General features: G+C 72.1%; 14 protein-coding genes and 1 pseudogene. 10 read left to right on the top strand and 5 right to left on the bottom strand.

What is annotated here, in order from left to right:
* Window positions 1-21: 21 nt before the first annotated feature.
* From DJ476_RS07705 to DJ476_RS07690, 4 genes are all read left to right on the top strand, one after another.
* Window positions 22-1,437, top strand: coding sequence for an NAD(P)/FAD-dependent oxidoreductase (locus tag DJ476_RS07705; protein ID WP_103418975.1), 1,416 nt, complete (start codon window positions 22-24; stop codon window positions 1,435-1,437).
* 137 nt (window positions 1,438-1,574) lie between these two features.
* Window positions 1,575-2,078: a hypothetical protein gene (locus DJ476_RS07700; protein ID WP_112490165.1), complete on the top strand. Its 504-nt coding sequence runs from the start codon at window positions 1,575-1,577 to the stop codon at window positions 2,076-2,078.
* Window positions 2,079-2,165: 87 nt separating this feature from the next.
* On the top strand, window positions 2,166-3,989 hold the full coding sequence (locus tag DJ476_RS07695; protein ID WP_103418977.1) for a chitinase: 1,824 nt from the start codon (window positions 2,166-2,168) through the stop codon (window positions 3,987-3,989).
* A gap of 425 nt (window positions 3,990-4,414) precedes the next feature.
* Entirely contained in the window at window positions 4,415-4,807 is a 393-nt protein-coding gene (locus DJ476_RS07690) for a peptidoglycan-binding domain-containing protein (RefSeq protein WP_146066222.1), read from the top strand.
* A gap of 58 nt (window positions 4,808-4,865) precedes the next feature.
* Here DJ476_RS07690 and DJ476_RS07685 read toward each other — a convergent pair whose 3' ends face one another.
* Complete coding sequence (locus DJ476_RS07685) at window positions 4,866-5,441, bottom strand: phosphatase PAP2 family protein (RefSeq protein ID WP_318294454.1); 576 nt, start codon at window positions 5,439-5,441, stop codon at window positions 4,866-4,868.
* A 387-nt stretch (window positions 5,442-5,828) separates the two neighbouring features.
* On the bottom strand, window positions 5,829-7,169 hold the full coding sequence (gene gabT, locus DJ476_RS07680; protein WP_070200400.1) for a 4-aminobutyrate--2-oxoglutarate transaminase: 1,341 nt from the start codon (window positions 7,167-7,169) through the stop codon (window positions 5,829-5,831).
* Between the two features lie 280 nt (window positions 7,170-7,449).
* Between gabT and DJ476_RS07675 the strand changes: the two genes are divergently transcribed.
* The 3 genes from DJ476_RS07675 (at window position 7,450) to DJ476_RS07665 (ending at window position 13,315) form a co-directional block, all read left to right on the top strand.
* Window positions 7,450-9,942 carry an ATP/GTP-binding protein gene (locus DJ476_RS07675; RefSeq protein ID WP_112490164.1) on the top strand — a complete coding sequence of 831 codons (2,493 nt, stop codon included), beginning with the start codon at window positions 7,450-7,452 and terminating at the stop codon, window positions 9,940-9,942.
* Window positions 9,943-10,107: 165 nt separating this feature from the next.
* Entirely contained in the window at window positions 10,108-11,682 is a 1,575-nt protein-coding gene (locus DJ476_RS07670; RefSeq protein ID WP_112490163.1) for a PucR family transcriptional regulator, read from the top strand.
* A gap of 187 nt (window positions 11,683-11,869) precedes the next feature.
* On the top strand, window positions 11,870-13,315 hold the full coding sequence (locus DJ476_RS07665) for an aldehyde dehydrogenase family protein (protein WP_103418982.1): 1,446 nt from the start codon (window positions 11,870-11,872) through the stop codon (window positions 13,313-13,315).
* A gap of 307 nt (window positions 13,316-13,622) precedes the next feature.
* On the opposite strand, the pseudogene DJ476_RS07660 reads toward DJ476_RS07665, so the two are convergent.
* From DJ476_RS07660 to DJ476_RS07650, 3 genes and pseudogenes are all read right to left on the bottom strand, one after another.
* A pseudogene (locus DJ476_RS07660) lies at window positions 13,623-14,018 on the bottom strand (IS5 family transposase); the annotation flags it as partial.
* Window positions 14,019-14,030: 12 nt separating this feature from the next.
* The gene (locus tag DJ476_RS35450; RefSeq protein WP_244209861.1) at window positions 14,031-14,414 is read right to left on the bottom strand and encodes a hypothetical protein; all 384 of its coding nucleotides are present in this window, start codon (window positions 14,412-14,414) and stop codon (window positions 14,031-14,033) included.
* Between the two features lie 135 nt (window positions 14,415-14,549).
* Window positions 14,550-14,840 (bottom strand): hypothetical protein, encoded by a 291-nt coding sequence (locus DJ476_RS07650; protein ID WP_112490162.1) that lies wholly within the window; start codon window positions 14,838-14,840, stop codon window positions 14,550-14,552.
* A 200-nt stretch (window positions 14,841-15,040) separates the two neighbouring features.
* Here DJ476_RS07650 and DJ476_RS07645 point away from each other — a divergent pair, with 200 nt between their 5' ends.
* From DJ476_RS07645 to DJ476_RS07635, 3 genes are all read left to right on the top strand, one after another.
* A complete protein-coding gene (locus tag DJ476_RS07645) occupies window positions 15,041-16,996 on the top strand; it encodes an acyl-CoA dehydrogenase family protein (RefSeq protein ID WP_112490161.1) in 1,956 nt (651 codons plus the stop codon).
* Between the two features lie 114 nt (window positions 16,997-17,110).
* Window positions 17,111-18,364 (top strand): 1-deoxy-D-xylulose-5-phosphate reductoisomerase, encoded by a 1,254-nt coding sequence (gene dxr, locus DJ476_RS07640; protein WP_093754941.1) that lies wholly within the window; start codon window positions 17,111-17,113, stop codon window positions 18,362-18,364.
* Complete coding sequence (locus DJ476_RS07635) at window positions 18,361-19,671, top strand: M50 family metallopeptidase (RefSeq protein ID WP_103418985.1); 1,311 nt, start codon at window positions 18,361-18,363, stop codon at window positions 19,669-19,671. The genes dxr and DJ476_RS07635 overlap by 4 nt, the downstream gene beginning before the upstream one ends.
* The last annotated feature ends 129 nt before the right edge of the window (window positions 19,672-19,800 follow it).

The following is a 19,800-nucleotide window of genomic DNA, read 5'->3' as shown; positions in this document are numbered from 1 at the left end:
TCCCTGAAGGAGTTGGAAACCATGGCCCCAGCTGCCATGCGTATCGCTGCACAATCCCTCTCCGGCGCCAAGCCGGTCTCCTACTGGCTCGACGACCCGGAAAAGCCCGCCGCCCTCCCCGCCCTCACGGGCGACGAGCACACCGACCTCCTGGTCGTCGGCGGCGGCTACAGCGGACTGTGGACCGCGCTCATCGCCAAGGAGCGCGACCCGGAGCGGGACGTCGTCCTCATCGAGGGGCACGAGGTGGGCTGGGCCGCCTCGGGCCGCAACGGCGGCTTCTGCGCCGCCTCCCTCACCCACGGCCTGGCCAACGGCGTCGAGCGGTGGCCGGACGAGATCGCGAAGCTGGAGGAGCTGGGCGCGCGGAACCTCGACGCCATCGAGGCCGCCGTCGCCCGCTACGGCATCGACTGCGAGTTCGAGCGGACCGGCGAGATCGATGTCGCCACCGAGCCGTACCAGGTCGATGAGCTGCGGGAATGGCACCAGGAGATCGTCGCGCTCGGCATCACGGGCGTGGACTTCCTGGACCGGGACGCCGTGCGCGCCGAGGTCGACTCGCCCACCTTCCTCGGCGGCCTCTGGGACCGCCGCGGGGTCGCGATGCTGCACCCGGCCAAGCTCGCCTGGGGCCTGAAGCGGGCCTGCCGGGAGCTGGGCGTACGGATCTACGAGGGCACCCGGGGCCTCGACCTGGTCCGCTCCGGCGAGGGGATGGCGGTGCGGACACCGTACGGGCGGATCTTCGCCCGCCGGGTCGCGCTCGGCACCAACATCTTCCCCTCGCTCGTCAAGCGGGTCCGCCCGTACACCGTGCCGGTCTACGACTACGCGCTGATGACCGAACCGCTCACCCCCGAGCAGCTGGAATCCATCGGCTGGAAGGGCCGTCAGGGACTCGGTGACAGCGCCAATCAGTTCCATTACTTCCGGCTCTCCGCCGACAACCGGATCCTGTGGGGCGGCTACGACGCGATCTATCCGTACGGCGGAAAGCTCAGCGCCGATCTGGACCAGCGGCCGGAGACGTTCCTGAAGCTCGCCGGGCAGTTCTTCGACTGTTTTCCGCAGCTTTCCGGGGTGAATTTCTCGCACGCCTGGGGCGGGGCGATCGACACCTGTTCCCGTTTCACCGCGTTCTTCGGCACGGCCCATCAGGGGCGGGTCGCGTACGCCGCCGGATATACGGGTCTCGGCGTCGGCTCGACGCGTTTCGGGGCTGATGTGATGCTCGATCTCCTCGCCGGTGAGGAGACCGAGCGGACCCGGCTGGAGATGGTCCGCTCCAAGCCGATGCCGTTCCCGCCGGAGCCGTTCGCCTGGGCCGGGATCGAGATCACCCGGCGGTCGCTCGCCCGCGCCGACGACAACGGGGGCCGCCGCAATCTGTGGCTGAAGACCATGGACAAGCTGGGTCTGGGCTTCGACAGCTGACACCTTGTCCAACAGTGTGACCCAGTTCACTACCAACAAGTAGCCTGAACCCGCGTCATAGTTGGCGCCCGACGCTCTCTCGCACGTGAACGCACCGGCAGGACCCTGCCGGTGTCCACGTCAACGGGAGGCAGGCCATGACTGGCTCGGAGACCAGGGCCGCGGTCGAGTGGCTCACATCGGTGGCACCGGATCCGGGTGCCTGCCGGTGGGAGTGGGAGCGCAATCCGCAGGGGATCGCGCTCCTCCCCGCCGGCAAGCGCTGGGACGTGCTGATCCTGCCGGGGGAGCTGGGATATCCGACGCTCGACGTGCTCTCCCGCCTCATCGACCGGCCGGGCCCGGTCCTCGCCGACTTCGGCGAGTCCCGCATGGGCTTCTTCGTCCCGCCCGGCACCGCGTCCCGCTGGCTCGGGACCGGCATCCGGGGCGCGGGCCCCGGCACCTGGATCGTCGTTCCCCACCCGGGCCGGGCGGCCGGGGGAGTGCGCTGGCTGATCCCGCCGGACGGCTCGGGGACCCTCACGGACGCCGGGCTGCTGGAGCTCGCGATGCACGAGGCGGCCGGGGCCGCGGCGTCCCGGCACGACCGCGGGGGCGGGTGGCCTCCGGAGGCCCGGGACGGCCACGAGGAGGGGTGACCGGCTGCCAGAGGTCTTGACAACCTGATTGGTCTGGACCATGTTGTGCGCACGCCACACCCAATTCCCCCCTGCACGGAGGCTGTTGTGGGACGCACCGGACCAACCGTCAGATTTTCCGGACTTCTGGCCACCTGTACGGCCGCGGTGCTCGCCGCCGGTGCCCTGGTCGCCACGGCACCGGCAGCGAGCGCGGCCGACGTGGACGTGGCCCGCAACGGCGGCTTCGAGGCGGGCCTCGACGGCTGGAGCTGCACCGCCGCCAGCGGGGCGGCCGTCTCCACCCCCGTACGCAGCGGCACGGCGGCCCTGAAGGCGACCCCGGCGGGCAACGACAACGCCCGGTGCTCCCAGAGCGTCACGGTGAAGCCCAACTCCCGCTACACGCTGAGCGCCTGGGTGCAGGGCAGCCACGTCTACCTCGGCGCCACCGGCACCGGCACCACCGACGTCTCCACCTGGACCCAGTCCCCGGGCGCCTGGAAGCAGCTCACCACCAGCTTCACCACCGGCCCCAACACCACCTCCGTCAGCGTCTACACCCACGGCTGGTACGGCACGCCCGCCCACTACGTCGACGACCTCACCCTCGTCGGCCCCGGCGGCGACCCCGTGGTCGTCCCGGCCGTCCCCGCGGGCCTGCGGACCACCGCGCTCACCTCCTCCTCGGTCGCCCTCTCCTGGAACGCCGTCTCCGGCGCGACCGGCTACAACGTCTACCGAGGCGGTACGAAGGTGGCCTCGGCCACCGGCCCCGCCGCCACGGTGACCGGGCTGACCCCCTCCACCGCGTACACCTTCCAGGTCACCGCCACCAACGCGGCCGGCGAGTCCGCGAAGTCGGCCGGCCTCGCCGTGACCACCACCGAGGGCGGCGGGGGCGGCGGGGGCAAGCTGCCCGCACGGGCGCTCGTCGGCTACCTCCACTCCAGCTTCGCCAACGGCTCCGGCTACACCCGCATGGCGGACGTGCCCGACTCCTGGGACGTCATCAACCTCGCCTTCGGTGAGCCCACCACCGTCACCTCCGGCGACATCCGCTTCTCGCTCTGCCCGGTCACCGAGTGCCCGAACGTCGAGTCCGAGGCGGACTTCAAGGCCGCGATCAAGGCCAAGCAGGCCGCGGGCAAGAAGGTCCTGATCTCCATCGGCGGCCAGAACGGCCAGGTGCAGCTCGCCTCCACCGCCGCCCGGGACGCCTTCGTCACCTCGGTCTCGAAGATCATCGACACCTACGGCCTGGACGGCCTCGACATCGACTTCGAGGGCCACTCCCTCTCGCTGAACACCGGGGACAACGACTTCCGCAACCCGACCTCGCCGGTGATCGTCAACCTGATCTCCGCGGTGAAGACCCTCAAGGCGAAGTACGGCTCCGACTTCATCCTGACGATGGCGCCCGAGACCTTCTTCGTCCAGCTCGGCTACCAGTTCTACGGCTCCGGCCCCTGGGGCGGCCAGGACCCGCGCGCCGGCGCGTACCTCCCGGTCATCCACGCCCTGCGCGACGACCTGACCCTGCTGCACGTCCAGGACTACAACTCGGGCCCGATCATGGGGCTGGACAACCAGTACCACTCGATGGGCGGCGCGGACTTCCACATCGCCATGACCGACATGCTGCTCGCCGGCTTCCCGGTCGCGGGCGACACCAGCCGCGTCTTCCCGGGCCTGCGCCCCGACCAGGTCGCCATCGGCCTCCCGGCCTCCACCCACGCGGGCAACGGCCACACCTCACCGGCCGAGGTCAACAAGGCGCTCAACTGCCTGATCAAGAAGACCGACTGCGGTTCGTACCAGACGCACGGCACCTGGACGGATCTGCGCGGCCTGATGACCTGGTCGATCAACTGGGACCGGTTCAACAACTGGGAGTTCAGCCGCAACTTCAACTCCTACTTCGGTCGCTGACCGACCGGCCTACGGCCGGCCGCAGCACCCGGCCGTACGCCCACCAGACCGATGCCCGACGCCGGGGTGAAGAGGACCCCGGCGCCGGGCATCACCCATGCCGGGCCCGGGACGAGCCCGGCTCCCGACCTGAACTCCCCAGCCCTCGGGCCCCGTTGGCTCTCGCTCCCCGCGTCCCATGCCGTCCCTCGTCCCGTCCCTTCCCGTCCTGTGCCCGGTGGTGCCCCGGTGTCCCGTCCCGGGGTGATCCGGGACCGCCTGATCAGGGGCGGGAGGCATCCCGGGAATTCCCGGGAACCCCGGCAGGACTTCCTGGGACGCTCGTCCGCCGATCAGTGTTGCCACGGCGCCGACGGCCGGGAGCAGGCTTTCCCCGCTCCCGGCCGGGCCGCCCTTCGGGCAACCGATGCCCAGGGGGAGACCTGATGAGAAGGGGACACATCGTGCTGACCAAGAAGCTGGCCCTCGGGCTGTCGACCGCGGCCCTGCTGGGACTGGGGGCGCTCGGCACCCCCGCCGTGGCGGCGAGCCCGGCACCCGCGGCCGGTGGCCAGATCGGAGTGATGACCGTGCCCGGGTGCGTGTACGCGGGGACGCACCCGTTGGTGAAGTCGGGTGACAACAACCGTCATGTGAAGCACGCCCAGTGTCTGCTGAACGTGCGGCACGGCTACACGGTGGCTCAGGACGGCGCGTTCGGGCCCAAGACGAAGGCCGCCGTGATCAAGGCGCAGAAGCGCTGCTACCCGAACTCGCCCTCCCAGTGGGACGGCATCGTCGGTGACATGACCTGGGCCTGCCTGCACAAGAAGTACTGACGGACGCCGACGTACTGACGGGCGCCGACGTACTGACGGATGCCCGTCGCCGGGCCGCTCAGCGACCGTTCGCGGTCCGGCGGCGGGCCGCCCACCACAGCGGCGCCAGCAGCACCGGCCCCAGGCACCAGCTCGCCAGCACGTCCAGGGGCCAGTGGTAGCCGTGCAGCACCAGTCCGACGCCCGTCGCCGCGGTCAGCAGCACCGCGGCGGCGGGCGTCAGCCATGCGCGCAGCCGCGTCGGCCGGTCCACCGCGAGGAGGAGCAGGGCGGACGCCCCGTACGCCACCGCCGCCGTCGCCGTATGGCCCGACGGGTAGTAGTTGACGGCCTCGGTCAGCGGGCCCTGCCGGGCGGTGGCCACCTTCAGCGGGATCACCAGCGCGGGCACGGCCGCCATGGTGAGGGCCGCGTACACCGGCAGCCGCCTGGCCCCGCGCCACAGCGCGTACGCGATCGCGCAGACCAGCACCGGGAGCGCCACCGGCACCCCGCCGAGGTCCGAGAAGAGCTGGGTCAGGGCGGCGGGGCCGCGCCGGAACAGGCTCTCGCCGACGCGTTCGTCCAGCCGGACCAGCGGGCCGTCGGCCGCCACCTGCCAGGTGATCAGCCCGAACAGGACCACCAGGGCCACCAGCGGGGCGAGAACGAGAGAGGCCGGCCACCCGGGAACAGGGGGGTTGTTCCGGGATGGCCGACGGGACCGGGTCGCCGCGCGCCCCGGGGGGTGTGGGGCGGGCGGCCGTCCGATCGGTGAGGAGTCCCGGAGCCGGAGGCTCCGGTGCCGTGCACAGAGGCACGCCCGGGACGGCGCCGGGGAAGCTCCGGCCCGGAATCCCCCGCGGTCTCCCGCGGGCGATGTGTTTCTCTCATCTGCAGAAACCGTACGGCAGTGAGGGGGCGGCCGACAGCCGCAGCCGCCACCCGCCATCGCCCCCGCACACCTTCTTCACAGGCCCTCACCCGGACGCCGTACGGCAGCGGCGCGGAGCCGCCTCCGTACGCGCCCGGGTTCGAGGGATCAGAGCGTGCCGAATGCCTGCTCGATGACGTCCAGGCCCTCGTTGAGGAGGTCCTCACCGATCACCAGCGGCGGCAGGAAGCGCAGCACGTTGCCGTAGGTGCCGCAGGTCAGGACCATGACGCCCTCGGCGTGGCAGGCCTTGGCGAGCGCGCCGGCCGCCTCCGGGTTCGGGTCCTTCGTGCCGGACTTCACCAGCTCGATCGCGATCATCGCGCCGCGGCCCCGGATGTCACCGATGATGTCGCCGTTCGGGAGCTTCGCCTGCATCTGTGCGAGGCGGTCCTTCATGACCTCCTCGATGCGCTTGGCCTTCCCGTTCAGGTCCAGCTCGCGCATCGTCTCGATCGCGCCGAGCGCACCGGCGCAGGCGACCGGGTTGCCGCCGTACGTACCGCCCAGGCCGCCCGCGTGCGCGGCGTCCATGATCTCGGCGCGGCCGGTCACGGCGGAGAGCGGCAGACCGCCCGCGATGCCCTTGGCGGTGGTGATCAGGTCCGGGACGATGCCCTCGTCCTCGCAGGCGAACCACTGGCCGGTGCGGCAGAAGCCGGACTGGATCTCGTCCGCGACGAAGACGATGCCGTTCTCCTTGGCGAACTGCGCGATCGCCGGGAGGAAGCCCTTGGCCGGCTCGATGAAGCCGCCCTCACCGAGCACCGGCTCGATGATGATCGCCGCGACGTTCTCCGCGCCGATCTGCTTGGTGATCTCGTCGATGGCCTGGGCGGACGCCTCGGCACCGGCGTTCTCGGCACCGGTCGGCCAGCGGTAGCCGTAGGCGACCGGGACGCGGTAGACCTCGGGGGCGAACGGGCCGAAGCCCTGCTTGTACGGCATGTTCTTCGCCGTCAGCGCCATCGTGAGGTTCGTCCGGCCGTGGTAGCCGTGGTCGAAGACGACGACGGCGGTGCGCTTGGTGTAGGCGCGGGCGATCTTCACCGCGTTCTCGACGGCCTCGGCGCCCGAGTTGAACAGCGCCGACTTCTTCGCGTGGTCGCCCGGCGTCAGCTCGGCCAGCTGCTCGCAGACCTCGACGTACCCCTCGTACGGCGTGACCATGAAACAGGTGTGGGTGAAGTCCGCGAGCTGCGCGGAGGCGCGGCGTACGACGGCCTCGGCGGAGGCGCCGACCGAGGTCACGGCGATGCCGGAGCCGAAGTCGATCAGCCGGTTGCCGTCCACGTCCTCGATGATCCCGCCGCCCGCGCGGGCGGTGAACACCGGCAGGGTGGAGCCCACACCTGCGGCGACGGCCGCGACACGGCGAGCCTGAAGCTCGGCCGACTTCGGGCCGGGGATGGCAGTGACGACGCGGCGCTCCTGCGGAATGGCGGTCATGAGGGGCTCCTGGGGGTGTTTCGGACGCTCTTCTTTCTGCAGGCTAGGGGCGGGGGAGGGGCCCGGGCATGCTCCGATCGGGAGTGGTGGGTGCGTGTCGTTGTCCGCGGCGGACAGGACGGCGGCCCGGACCCCGCCGACCTGGCGCGATGCGGGTGCGGGGGCGGCCCGGGACGGCCCGGGACGGTCACTCTTCGGGCGGGTTGCTGAACTCCCCGTGTGCGCGCACTAGATTGACCGGGGCAGCGGACGGACCGGCAGGTCAAGGGGGCAGTGGTTCATGGACGACGAGGGCGCGCGGGGCGTACGGGGCACGGGCGCGGGCAGGGTGCCGGGGCCTCCGGCGGGGGTGCCGTTGCCGCCGGCGGTGCCGCCGAAGGTGCCGGGGACGGGGACACCCTCGTCGGGACAGCCCTGGGGCCCGCGGAGCGGAGAGCCGGAGGCGCCACGGGTGCCCGCGATCCCGCCCCCGGCCGGGCCACCCGCCGCCCACCTCACCGGCCCCACCCCGCCGCCCCCCACTGAGCAGCCACCTGCCTCCCTCGACGTCTGGCTGCGGACGCCCCGCCCCCGGGCGGCCCCGGGCGTCTGGCGGTTCGGGTTCACCCCGCGCCCGCCCGAGCAGGGCGAGGAGGTCTCCGACCGGTCGCTCGTCGTGGGCGCCGTCATCACCCTCCTCTCCGCCCTCCTCCTCTGGTCGCTCTGGCGCAACGGCTACCTCCCGTACCGGCTCGTCCCGCTCAAGCTCTTCACCCCGGGCGAGTGGTGGAACCCGGGCACCTCCGGCGGCCCCCGCACCATCGAGGGCTCGGACGCCCTCACCGTGTACGAGGCCCTCCTCTTCGGGCTCCTCCTCTACGGCTGCGGCCGGATCGGCAACTTCTCCGAGCTGTTCCGCCGCCATGTCGTCGACCGGGGGCAGCCCTTCCTCGCCCTCGCCGCGGCCGTGGCGGCGGGCCTCACCCAGCTGCTCGTCTGGAACGAGGCGCTGCCGGTCGTCCGTCCGGTCCTGGTCCTCGTCGCCGCCGTGGCGGGCGGCGAGATCTACCAGAGCCAGACCGTCGTCAACATCATCTACGGACTCATCGCCGCCGCCGTCCTCTGGCCCTTCGCCCGCCTCGGCCGCTGGCGCGAGCTGATCGCCGCCCGCAGGGGGACTGCCACCCCGCCCCCCGCCGACGACCCGGTCCCCGCCACCGAGACCTCCGCCGACCGCTGGCCCGAACTCCGGGCGGCCGGCTGGACCGACGCGGCCGAGACCCTCACCGCCGAGGTCCGCACCGGCCGGATGAACGACGTGGACGTGGCCCGCCTCCGCCACGCCTGGGCCGAGGCCACCCGCAGCCCCGACCGGCTCGCCCCCCTGGCCGAGGCCGTCCTCCGCACCGGGGGAGCCGCCGCCCTGCACCCCTCGGGCCGACGCGACCTGCCCCGCCGTACCGCCCGCCACGACGTGCTCACCGGCCAGGTCCGCATCGGGCGCTGCGCCGAGGACCCGCACAACCCCTACGCCCGCCGCTCCACCGGCCTGGCCCTGGACCCCACCCTGCTCGGCACCTCGCTGCTGGCCGTCGGGCCGCCCGGCTCCGGCAAGTCCGACCGGCTGGTGCGGCCCGTCGTCGAGGCCCTCGGGCTGCGTGCCCTGGCCGGACAGGCGGCCGTCCTCGCCGTCGGCGGCGCGGGGGCACCGCTGGGCCCGGACGAGGCCTTCGACGTCGTCGTCCGCGTCGGCAACCCCGCCTCCGCCCACGACCTGGACCTCTACGGCGGCACCAGCGACCCCGACGAGGCCGCCGCCGTCCTCGCGGAAGGGCTCGTCGGAGACGTCGGCAGCCTGGACAGCCGCCGCGCCGCCACCGTCCTCGCCCAGCTGCTGGGCCCGTACCGGGCGGCCCACGGCCACTTCCCCTCCGTACCGGAGCTGCGGGAACTCCTCGACGGAGCCCCGGCCGCGCTCGCCGCCCTCCGCGCCACCCTCGAAGCCGCCGGGCACCACGCGATGCTCCGCGAGCTGGAGGCCCGGGCCCGGCAGGCGGGCGCCCCCGGCGACCCCGCGCCCGTCCTCGCGGACCGGGTCGCTCTGCTCGACCGGCCCGCGTTCGCCGGGTTCTTCGCCACCAGCCCCGACGCCCGCCCCTTCGAACTGCGCTCGCTCGGCCAGTATCCGCTGCGGGTCCGCGTGGACCTGCCCGAGCGCGGCCACGCGGAGGCCTCCCGCCTCCTCACCCGCCTCCTGCTCGCCCAGTTCACCGCGATCACGGCGGTCCGCACGGACACCACGCTCTTCGCGGGCCTGGTGCTGGACGACGCGACCCACGCGGTGACCGCCGAGACCGTACGCGGCATCCGCCGGCTGCGCTCGGTCAACGCGGGGGCCGTCCTCACCCTCCGTACCGTCGACGACGTCCCCGAACCCCTGCACACCCCGCTGCTCGGCGCGGTCGGCTGCACGGCCGCCTTCTCCGGCATCACCACCTGGGACGGCAAGCGGTTCGCGGAGGCCTGGGGCAAGGAGTGGGTCGAGACCCGCGAGGTCGCCCAGCACACCGTCTTCGCCGACCAGCCCTTCACCCGCGCCCTGCACGCGCTGCGCAAGCTGGTCACGGGCAAGGCGGTGACCACGGACGCGGTGACCGTACGGCAGGTGGAGAAGGAGCGCTGGTCGGCCTCCGAGCTGGCGTACGCGGTCCCGGCCGGGCACGCGGTGATCCGGCTGACGACGGTGGACGGCGAGCACGCGCCGCCGCTGCTGGTGGAGCTGGGCGGCCGATAAGGGCGTCTTGCGGAACGGGGACGGCTGAGAGCGGTTACAGGAACTCTGCCGCCCTGGCAGAATCGGTGGAGGCCGTTCATACGGGACGGCGAAATACCCACTATCGATCCGGCCGGCGAACCCCCTCGTCGGCCGGGCGCCACCGACACCGAGGGTTCCGGTCCCATGCCCCCCACGCTCGCCTCGCTCGTCCAGCACTCGGCGCTCAAGCTCACGGTGCGGGCGGGGGCGGACCGGCTCGACACCCCGGTGCGCTGGGCCCACGCCAGCGAGCTGGCCGACCCCGTCCCGTACATGGACGGCGGCGAACTGCTCCTGGTGACCGCCACCAACCTGGACGCCGAGAACGCCGAGTCCATGCGCCGGTACGTACGACGGCTGGCCGGAGCGGGGGTCGCTGGGGTCGGCTTCGGGGTCGGCGTGAACTACGACGACATCCCGGACGCGCTCGTCGAGGCCGCCGAGGAAGCGGGCCTTCCGCTCCTCGAAGTGCCCCGCCGCACCCCGTTCATCGCCATCAGCAAGGCCGTCTCCGCCGCCATCGCCGCCGACCAGTACCGCGCGGTGACCGCCGGTTTCGAGGCCCAGCGCGAGCTGACGAAGGCCGCGCTCGCCGGGGACGGCCCCGCCGACCTCCTCGCCCGTCTCGCCGCCCACGTCGACGGGTGGGCCGCGCTGTACGACACCTCCGGCGCGGTCCTCGCCGCCGCCCCCGACTGGGCCGCCCGCCGTGCCGCCCGCCTCACCCCGGACGTCCAGCGGCTGCGGGACCGCCCGGCCCCGGCCAGCATCGTCGTCGCGGACAGCGAGGACCGGGTCGAGCTCCAGTCGCTGGGCACCGGCCGCCGGGCGCGCGGGGCCCTGGCCGTCGGTACGGGCGCCGCCCCGGGCACCGCCGAGCGGTACGCCGTGCACTCCGCCGTCGCCCTGCTCACCCTCACCACCGCCCGCTCCCGTTCCCTCCAGGGCGCCGAACAGCGCCTGGGTGCCGCCGTCCTGCGCATGCTGCTGGCCGGCCAGCCCGACCACGCCCGCGCGGTCGCCGGGGACCTGTACGGCGGGCTGCTCGACGCCCCCTTCCGGCTGCTGATCGCGGAGGCCGCCGCGCCGGCCGCGTACGAACTGCTCACCGAGACCATGGAGGCGGCCGCCGCCCGTACCGGCGAGGCGCTGCTCATGGTCCCCGAGGGCGAGCGCGTGGTGGTCCTGGCGGCCGACGGCGGCGTGGCGGTCGCCGCCTGCGCGGCCTACGCCGAGGCCCAGGACGACCGCGCCCCGCGCGAAGGGGGCGCCGAGGACAGCGACGTGGTCGTGGGCCTCTCCGCCCCCTGCGGCCCGATCGCCGTCTCCGCCGCGTACAAACAGGCCGAGCAGGCCCTCTCGGTCGCGCGCCGCCGGGGCAGGGCCCTGGTCGAGCACGAGGAGCTGGCCGCCGGTTCGGTCCTGCCGCTCCTCGCGGACGACGCCGTACGGGCCTTCGCCGACGGCATGCTCCGCGCGCTGCACGAGCACGACGCCAAGGGCCGCGGCGACCTCGTGGCCTCCCTGCGCGCCTGGCTCTCCCGCCACGGCCAGTGGGACGCGGCCGCCGCCGACCTCGGCGTACACCGCCACACCCTGCGCTACCGGATGCGCCGGGTGGAGGAGATCCTGGGCCGCTCGCTGGACGACCCGGACGTGCGGATGGAGCTGTGGCTGGCGCTGAAGGCGACGGAGGCGGCAACGCCACCGGAGGAGTAACCCCTTCTCGTGTCCCCCTGCCAATCCGTAGCAGGGGGAGGCCGCCCCCACTCCACCCCGGCTAAACGCGATCGAGGCCGCCCCGCCCTACCGTGGGACAACAGAGGGGAGCCTCCAGGGCGCCCACGACGTAGTACATCCCGATCTCCTTACGACCTCCTACGACCTCCGAAGGGCCGGAACCTCCATGACTTCGCCCCACGCCTTCTGGGTGGCCGGCCGCCGGGCCACCGGTGCCGACAGCTTCGACGTCACCAACCCGTACGACGGACGCCTGGTCGGCACCGTCAGCGTGCCGACCGACGCCCAGGTGGAGGAGGCCGTCGCCGCCGCCCACGCCGTACGCGACGAGTTCGCGGCGACCCCGGCGCACGTACGGGCGGCCGCGCTGGACCACGTCGTACGGCGGCTGGGGGAGCGCACCGAGGAGATCGCGCAGCTGATCTCGGCGGAGAACGGCAAGCCGATCAAGTGGGCGCGCGGCGAGGTCGGCCGGGCGATCTCGGTGTTCCGGTTCGCGGCCGAGGAGGCCCGCCGCTTCAACGGCGGCGAGGCGCAGCGCCTGGACACCGACCTCGGCGGCACCGGCCGCCTGGGCCTGGTCCGCCGCTTCCCGCGCGGGGCGGTCCTGGGCATCGCGCCCTTCAACTTCCCCCTCAACCTCAGCGCCCACAAGGTGGCCCCGGCCATCGCCGTGGGCGCCCCGATCATCCTCAAGCCGGCCCCGGCCACCCCGATCTCCTCGCTCATCCTCGGCGAGCTGCTGGCCGAGACCGACCTTCCGGCGGGCTCCTGGTCCGTCCTGACGGTCCCGAACGACAAGATGCCCGCCCTGGTCCAGGACGAGCGCCTTCCGGTCATCTCCTTCACCGGCTCGGGCCCGGTCGGTTACGCGATCATGGAGTCGGTGCCGCGCAAGCACTGCACCCTGGAACTGGGCGGCAACGGCGCGGCGGTCGTCCTCGGGGACTACGCCTCCGACGAGGACCTGGACTGGGCGGCGACCCGGATCGCCACCTTCTCCAACTACCAGGGCGGCCAGTCCTGCATCTCGGTCCAGCGCGTCATCGCGGACGCCTCGGTCTACGACCGCCTGGTCCCGAAGATCGTCGCCGCCGTCGAGGCCCTGGTCACCGGCGACCCGGCGGACGCCACCACGGACGTCGGCCCCCTGGTCAGCGAGGACGCCGCGAAGCGCGTCGAGTCCTGGGTCGCAGAGGCGGTCGACGCCGGCGCCGAACTCCTCACCGGCGGCAAGCGCGACGGCGCCACCTACGCCCCCACGGTCCTGGCAGGCCTCCCCGGCGACGTGCAGCTCGCCTGCGAAGAGGTCTTCGGCCCGGTCATGTCCCTCCAGAAGGTCGACGGCGAGGCCGAGGCGTTCGCCGCCGTCAACTCCTCCAAGTACGGCCTCCAGGCAGGCGTCTTCACCCACGACCTCCAGACCGCCTTCCGCGCCCACCGCGCCCTGGAGGTCGGCGGCGTGATCATCGGCGACGTCCCCTCGTACCGCGCCGACCAGATGCCCTACGGCGGCGCCAAGCAGTCCGGCGTCGGCCGCGAGGGCGTCCGCTACGCGATGGACGACTACACCTACGAGCGCGTCCTGGTCCTCACGGGCCTCGCCCTGTAACACCCCACCGACGCCCCTCCTGCCCGCCCTTCCGCCCGGACAGCGAGGGCGGGCGAGAGGCCGGCGAACCGAACGGCCGGAGCCCACTGTGCGGGGGCTCCGGCCGTTTCTGTCTTTCGGGGTCAGACTCACCGGGTGAGCGGTCTGGCGGCGACCAGAGGTTGGCAGACAGGGCACGGCACGACACGGATCTGTACCGTCGGCTTTATCCGGGAGCCTATGTTGATCAGGATCCTGCCGGATCCTTCACTTAGGCAGCGGAATATGACCCCACGATGCTTTCGTCCCGAGACATAGTCCTGGCTGCTCATAGCCGTTCGCCGATCGCGGCGATCAGGACGGAGGCTTCGAAGCAGACGGCGAGTTCGTCGAACCGGGTGGCGACCGCGTGGTTGCGCTTGAGCCGGTTGATTCCGCACTCGACCGCGTGCCGGGCCCGAGCCTTGTAGTCCTCGTGGTCGAACACCAAAGGCTGACCGCCGGTCTTCTCGCGTCGCTTGCGGTTCGCAGCCTGGTCCGCCGGTTCGGGGATCGTGCACCGGATGCCGCGCTTTCGCAGGTAAGTCCGGTTGGTGCGTGACGAGTACGCCTTGTCGTCCCGCACTCGCAGGGGCGGGACACGAGAACGGCCGGGTCCGGTGCGAGGCACCCGGATGCTTTCCAGGACGGCGGCGAGCTGAGGGCTGTCACTGTGCATGACCGCGGCGAAGGGCGTTCAGATCCAGTTGCCCCAGCCGAACGTGGCAATGTAGGCCCGACGGACGGCGTCCCGGCCACGGCCGCTGCTGATGTGGATCACCGCCAGTGCAAGAAGGAACCAGGCCGAGAGAGCGCCAGCAATGATCAAAGTCCACCGAGGGCCGGAGAAACCGGCGACGGCAATCAAGACGATGACGGTTACGCCCAAGCCCATGTGGGCGGCAGGGAGGCCCGAGCGCAATGCCTCGCGCAGAGCTCGGCGTTCTTGCTGTACGGCCCGGTTGTAGCGAGCCCGAGCTGCGCTTTCGCTGTTCTCCCGCTCAGCGCTGTGCTCCACGGTCGACCCCCTGTAGATCTCCTGGTGAGGCTGCACCCCGAGCAGCCCGTTGACGGCCATCATCGGTTGTTCGTCGCGGCGTGTACCCGCGATGGGAGTACGAGGCGGTCGACGCCCCGATCAAGCACGCCCAGGAGCCCCGGGTTTACGACCTGGGGCTCCTGCGGCCCGGTCAGCACGCCCGAGGGGAGCGGTCACTCAGCCGAGCACCAGGAACGTGGTGCTGATCGCCACGGCAAAGAGGCCGAGGGCGGACATGAGCGCGCCCCAGATACGTACGGACCGCCTGTGCCAGGAAGCATCGCGGTAGAAGTCCATCTGCGGATGCTCGATGCCCCGCCGGGCGTAGCGCCGCAGGAGCTGGGGCTCCGCATAGGCGGGGTTCAGCAGGACCTCCACGACCCACCGAGCCGCTCCACGGTAGTTCGTCGCCAGCGTCAGCCCGGAGAGGAAGACGGCGGCGCCCAGCAGCGGGGGTATCAGCGACATGGGGCCTCCGGGGCTCGTGTGGCACGCACAGTACGCAACCCACCCCACCCGGCCAGCCCCCACCCCCGCGCCAGGGCTGGTGGGGGTGCCGAACTCCGGGTACATGGGTTACATACGGACCAGTGAGCAGCCCGGCTCCTACGCATTCCGCGCGTCCGAGGGTCCGTCCGTCCTGGTGACGCCCAGCGAGGTGAGGCCCCATGTCCGCACCACACAACACCCCCCAGGTCCCCAAGGCACCCAAGGTCACCGAGCGTGAGGCGCGCCGGGTCGCGGAGGCTGCCCGGGAGCAGGACTGGCGTAAGCCCAGCTTCGCCAAGGAGCTGTTCCTGGGGCGGTTCCGGCTCGATCTGATCCACCCGCACCCCCTGCCGCCGCCCGACGACATCCGGCGCGGCGAGGAGTTCCTGGCGCGGCTGCGGGCCTTCTGCGAGGAGCACGTCGACAGTGCCCGGATCGAGCGCGAGGCGAAGATCCCGGACGAGGTGGTCGACGGGCTCAAGCGGCTCGGGGCCCTGGGGATGAAGATCGAGACCAAGTACGGCGGTCTCGGGCTCACCCAGGTGTACTACAACAAGGCGCTCGCCCTGGTCGGCTCCGCGAGCCCCGCCATCGGGGCGCTGCTCTCGGCGCATCAGTCGATCGGCGTACCGCAGCCGCTGAAGATCTTCGGCACCCAGGAGCAGAAGGACGCCTTCCTGCCCCGGCTCGCCACCACCGACATCTCCGCGTTCCTGCTCACCGAGCCCGACGTCGGCTCCGACCCCGCCCGCCTCGCCACCACCGCCGTCCCCGATGGGAACGATTATCTGCTGGACGGGGTGAAGCTCTGGACGACGAACGGGGTCGTTGCCGATCTGCTGGTGGTCATGGCCCGGGTGCCCGCCTCCGAGGGGCATCCCGGCGGCATCACCGCCTTCGTCGTCGACGCCGATGCCCCCGGCGTCACCGTGGAGCACCGCAACGCCTTCATGGGGCTCCGCGGCATCGAGAACGGCGTCACCCGCTTCCACCAGGTCCGGGTCCCTTCCGCCAATCGGATCGGGCCCGAGGGCGCCGGGCTGAAGATCGCGCTGACCACTCTCAACACCGGGCGCCTCTCGCTGCCCGCCATGTGTGTCGGCGCCGGGAAGTGGTGCCTGAAGATCGCGCGTGAGTGGTCCGCCGTACGGGAGCAGTGGGGGCGGCCCGTCGCGAAGCACGAGGCGGTCGGCGCGAAGATCTCCTTCATCGCGGCCACCACCTTCGCCCTGGAGGCGATCGTCGACCTCTCCTCGCAGATGGCCGACGAGGACCGCAACGACATCCGTATCGAGGCCGCCCTCGCCAAGCTGTACGGCTCCGAGATGGGCTGGCTCATCGCCGACGAACTGGTCCAGATCCGCGGCGGGCGCGGCTTCGAGACCGCCGAGTCGCTCGCCACCCGCGGGGAGCGGGCCGTTCCGGCCGAGCAGATGCTCCGGGACATGCGCATCAACCGGATCTTCGAGGGCTCCACCGAGATCATGCACCTGCTGATCGCCCGCGAGGCCGTCGACGCCCACCTCAAGGTCGCCGGTGACATCATCGATCCGGAGAAGGCGCTCGCGGACAAGGCCAGGGCCGGTGCCAACGCCGCCGTCTTCTATGCCCGCTGGCTGCCCCGGCTCGTCACCGGGGCCGGGCAACTGCCGCGTACGTACGGGGAGTTCAACCCGCCCGGCCACCGCGACCTCTCCGGGCACCTCCGGTACGTCGAGCGCTCCTCGCGCAAGCTCGCCCGGTCCACCTTCTACGCCATGTCCCGCTGGCAGGGGCGGATGGAGACCAAACAGGGCTTCCTCGGCCGGATCGTCGACATCGGCGCCGAACTCTTCGCCATGAGCGCCGCCTGCGTCCGCGCCGAGCATCTGCGCGGGGCGGGGGAGCACGGCCGGGAGGCGTACCAGCTCGCGGACGCCTTCTGCGAGCAGGCCCGCATCCGGGTGGAGGAGCTGTTCGGGCGGCTCTGGTCCAACACCGACGACCTCGACCGGCGCGTGGTGGACGGGGTCCTCTCCGGCACGTACGCCTGGCTGGAGGAGGGCGTCATCGACCCCAGCGGCGAGGGCCCCTGGATCGCGGACGCCACCCCCGGCCCCTCCGCCCGCGACAACCAGCACCGGCCCGTCCGCTGAGTCACGCCGCGCAGGGGGCGCGTCCGTACGCCGTGCGCGCCCCCTCCGTACCCGATCCGCGCCCCACCGGGACGCGCTGTCCACGCACACAGCCGGAGCGGCAACAATGGGGGCATGAGCGACAGCCCCGCCCCCCTCGCCGATCCGCATCTCCTCTTCGACACCGCGGACGGCCGCCGGGATCTGGTGATCCTCGGCTCCACCGGGTCCATCGGCACCCAGGCCATCGACCTGGTCCTGCGCAACCCCGACCGTTTCCGGGTCACCGCGCTCTCCGCCGCCGGCGGCCGGACCGCCCTCCTCGCCGAGCAGGCGCACCTCCTGCGGGTGAACACGGTCGCCGTCGCGGACCCGGGCGCGGTCCCCGCCCTGCGCGAGGCGCTGCGCGAGCGGTACGGGGCCGGGGAGCCGCTCCCCGAGATCCTCGCCGGGCCCGACGCGGCGGCCACGCTCGCCGCGAGCGAGTGCCACACCGTGCTCAACGGGATCACCGGCTCCATCGGGCTCGCCCCGACGCTGGCCGCGCTGGAGGCGGGCCGCACGCTCGCCCTCGCCAACAAGGAGTCGCTGATCGTCGGCGGCCCGCTGGTGAAGGCGCTCGCCGCCCCCGGCCAGATCATCCCGGTCGACTCCGAGCACGCCGCGCTCTTCCAGGCACTGGCGGCCGGTAAACGCGCCGACGTCCGCAAGCTCGTCGTCACCGCCTCCGGCGGGCCCTTCCGGGGCCGTACGCGCGAGGAGCTGGCCGACGTCACCCGTGAGCAGGCCCTGACCCACCCCACCTGGGCGATGGGACCGGTCATCACGATCAACTCCGCGACGCTGGTCAACAAGGGTCTCGAGGTCATCGAGGCGCACCTCCTCTACGACATCCCCTTCGACCGCATCGAGGTCGTCGTCCACCCGCAGTCGTACGTGCACTCCATGGTCGAGTTCACCGACGGCTCCACCCTCGCCCAGGCCACCCCGCCCGACATGGGCGGCCCCATCGCCATCGGCCTCGGCTGGCCCGAGCGCGTCCCGGACGCCGCTCCCGCCTTCGACTGGTCCAAGGCCTCCACCTGGGAGTTCTTCCCGTTGGACACCGAGGCCTTCCCATCCGTCGGCCTCGCCCGCCACGTCGGTACGCTCGGCTCCACGGCCCCGGCCGTTTTCAACGCGGCCAACGAGGAGTGCGTCGATGCCTTCCTCGCCGGACAGCTGCCCTTCAACGGAATCATGGATACGGTCACCGCTGTGGTGACGGAACACGGCACCCCCGCCCCGGGAACCCCGCTCAGCCTCGCGGACGTCCTCGAAGCGGAAACCTGGGCCCGCGCACGGGCCAGGGAACTCTCGGCGAAAGCGACAGCGGAGGCGCGCGCATGAGTCTGACCTCGATCCTGCTGACGGTCCTGGGGATCGCCGTCTTCGTCGTGGGCCTGCTGTTCTCCATCGCCTGGCACGAGCTGGGCCACCTCTCCACGGCCAAGATGTTCGGCATCCGGGTCCCGCAGTACATGGTCGGATTCGGGCCCACCCTCTGGTCGAAGCAGAAGGGCGACACCGAGTACGGCATCAAGGCCATCCCGGCCGGCGGCTACATCCGCATGATCGGGATGTTCCCGCCCGGCGCCGACGGCCGCCTCGAAGCCCGCTCCACCTCACCGTGGCGCGGCATGATCGAGGACGCCCGCTCCGCCGCGTACGAGGAACTGGAGCCCGGCGACGAGAAGCGGCTCTTCTACACGCGCAAGCCGTGGAAGCGCGTCATCGTGATGTTCGCCGGCCCCTTCATGAACCTGATCCTCGCCGTCGCCATCTTCATGGGCGTCGCGATGACCTTCGGCTTCCAGACGCAGACCACCGAGGTCGCCGGGGTCCAGCAGTGCGTGATCGCGCAGAGCGAGAAGCGCGACACCTGCAAGGACACCGACCCGGTCTCCCCGGCCAAGGCCGCGGGCCTCAAGGAGGGCGACAAGATCGTCGCCTTCGACGGGCGGCGGGTCGACGACTGGGCGACGCTCTCGGACCGCATCCGCAACACCATCGGTCCCGCCACCATCACCGTCGAGCGCGGCGGCCAGGAGGTCACCCTCAACGCCGTCCTGCGCGAGAACGCCGTCGCGAAGAAGGACGGCAGGGGCGAGGTCATCCCCGACCAGTACATCAAGGCCGGCTACCTCGGCTTCGCCGCCCAGACCGAGATCGTGCCGCTCTCCTTCGGCGACTCCGTCGTCCGGATGGGCGACATGATCGAGAACGGCGTCGACGCGATCATCGCGCTGCCCTCCAAGATCCCCGACCTGTGGAACGCGGCCTTCAGCGACGGCCAGCGGGCCGACGACTCGCCGGTCGGCGTGGTCGGCGCGGCCCGGATCGGCGGCGAGGTGATGAACCTCGACATCCCGGCCCAGAACCAGGTCGCGATGATGCTGTTCCTGCTCGCGGGGTTCAACCTGTCGCTGTTCCTCTTCAACATGCTGCCGCTGCTGCCCCTGGACGGCGGGCACATCGCGGGCGCGCTCTGGGAGTCGCTGCGGCGCAATGTGGCCAAGGTCTTCCGGCGCCCGGACCCGGGGCCGTTCGACGTGGCCAAGCTGATGCCGGTCGCCTATGTGGTCGCCGGGCTCTTCATCTGCTTCACGCTGCTGGTCCTGGTGGCCGACATCGTGAATCCGGTCAAGATCAGCTGATGATCCGACACGTGGGGGTGCGGAGGGGGTTGCCCCATTCGGCCCGGACGGGTCGTCTTCCGGCCTGGACGGGGTCGTCCCTTCCGCCCCACACATGACCACCGGGCACACGCGTCGTGTCCGGTCGGT

It is taken from the genome of Streptomyces bacillaris (assembly GCF_003268675.1).
Classification (GTDB): Bacteria; Actinomycetota; Actinomycetes; order Streptomycetales; family Streptomycetaceae; genus Streptomyces; species Streptomyces bacillaris.
Note: the sequence above shows the minus strand (reverse complement) of the source record. Positions and strands in the feature narration are given on the sequence as shown.

Bases quoted from the DNA above. Each gene is read 5' to 3' on its own strand.
- DJ476_RS07670 (WP_112490163.1), top strand. From the start codon at position 10,108: ATGCCCCCCACGCTCGCCTCGCTCGTCCAGCACTCGGCGCTCAAGCTC.
- DJ476_RS35450 (WP_244209861.1), bottom strand. From the start codon at position 14,414: ATGATGGCCGTCAACGGGCTGCTCGGGGTGCAGCCTCACCAGGAGATC.
- DJ476_RS07705 (WP_103418975.1), top strand. From the start codon at position 22: ATGGCCCCAGCTGCCATGCGTATCGCTGCACAATCCCTCTCCGGCGCC.
- DJ476_RS07690 (WP_146066222.1), top strand. From the start codon at position 4,415: ATGAGAAGGGGACACATCGTGCTGACCAAGAAGCTGGCCCTCGGGCTG.
- DJ476_RS07635 (WP_103418985.1), top strand. From the start codon at position 18,361: ATGAGTCTGACCTCGATCCTGCTGACGGTCCTGGGGATCGCCGTCTTC.
- DJ476_RS07650 (WP_112490162.1), bottom strand. From the start codon at position 14,840: ATGTCGCTGATACCCCCGCTGCTGGGCGCCGCCGTCTTCCTCTCCGGG.
- gabT (WP_070200400.1), bottom strand. From the start codon at position 7,169: ATGACCGCCATTCCGCAGGAGCGCCGCGTCGTCACTGCCATCCCCGGC.
- DJ476_RS07645 (WP_112490161.1), top strand. From the start codon at position 15,041: ATGTCCGCACCACACAACACCCCCCAGGTCCCCAAGGCACCCAAGGTC.
- DJ476_RS07700 (WP_112490165.1), top strand. From the start codon at position 1,575: ATGACTGGCTCGGAGACCAGGGCCGCGGTCGAGTGGCTCACATCGGTG.
- DJ476_RS07665 (WP_103418982.1), top strand. From the start codon at position 11,870: ATGACTTCGCCCCACGCCTTCTGGGTGGCCGGCCGCCGGGCCACCGGT.
- DJ476_RS07675 (WP_112490164.1), top strand. From the start codon at position 7,450: ATGGACGACGAGGGCGCGCGGGGCGTACGGGGCACGGGCGCGGGCAGG.
- dxr (WP_093754941.1), top strand. From the start codon at position 17,111: ATGAGCGACAGCCCCGCCCCCCTCGCCGATCCGCATCTCCTCTTCGAC.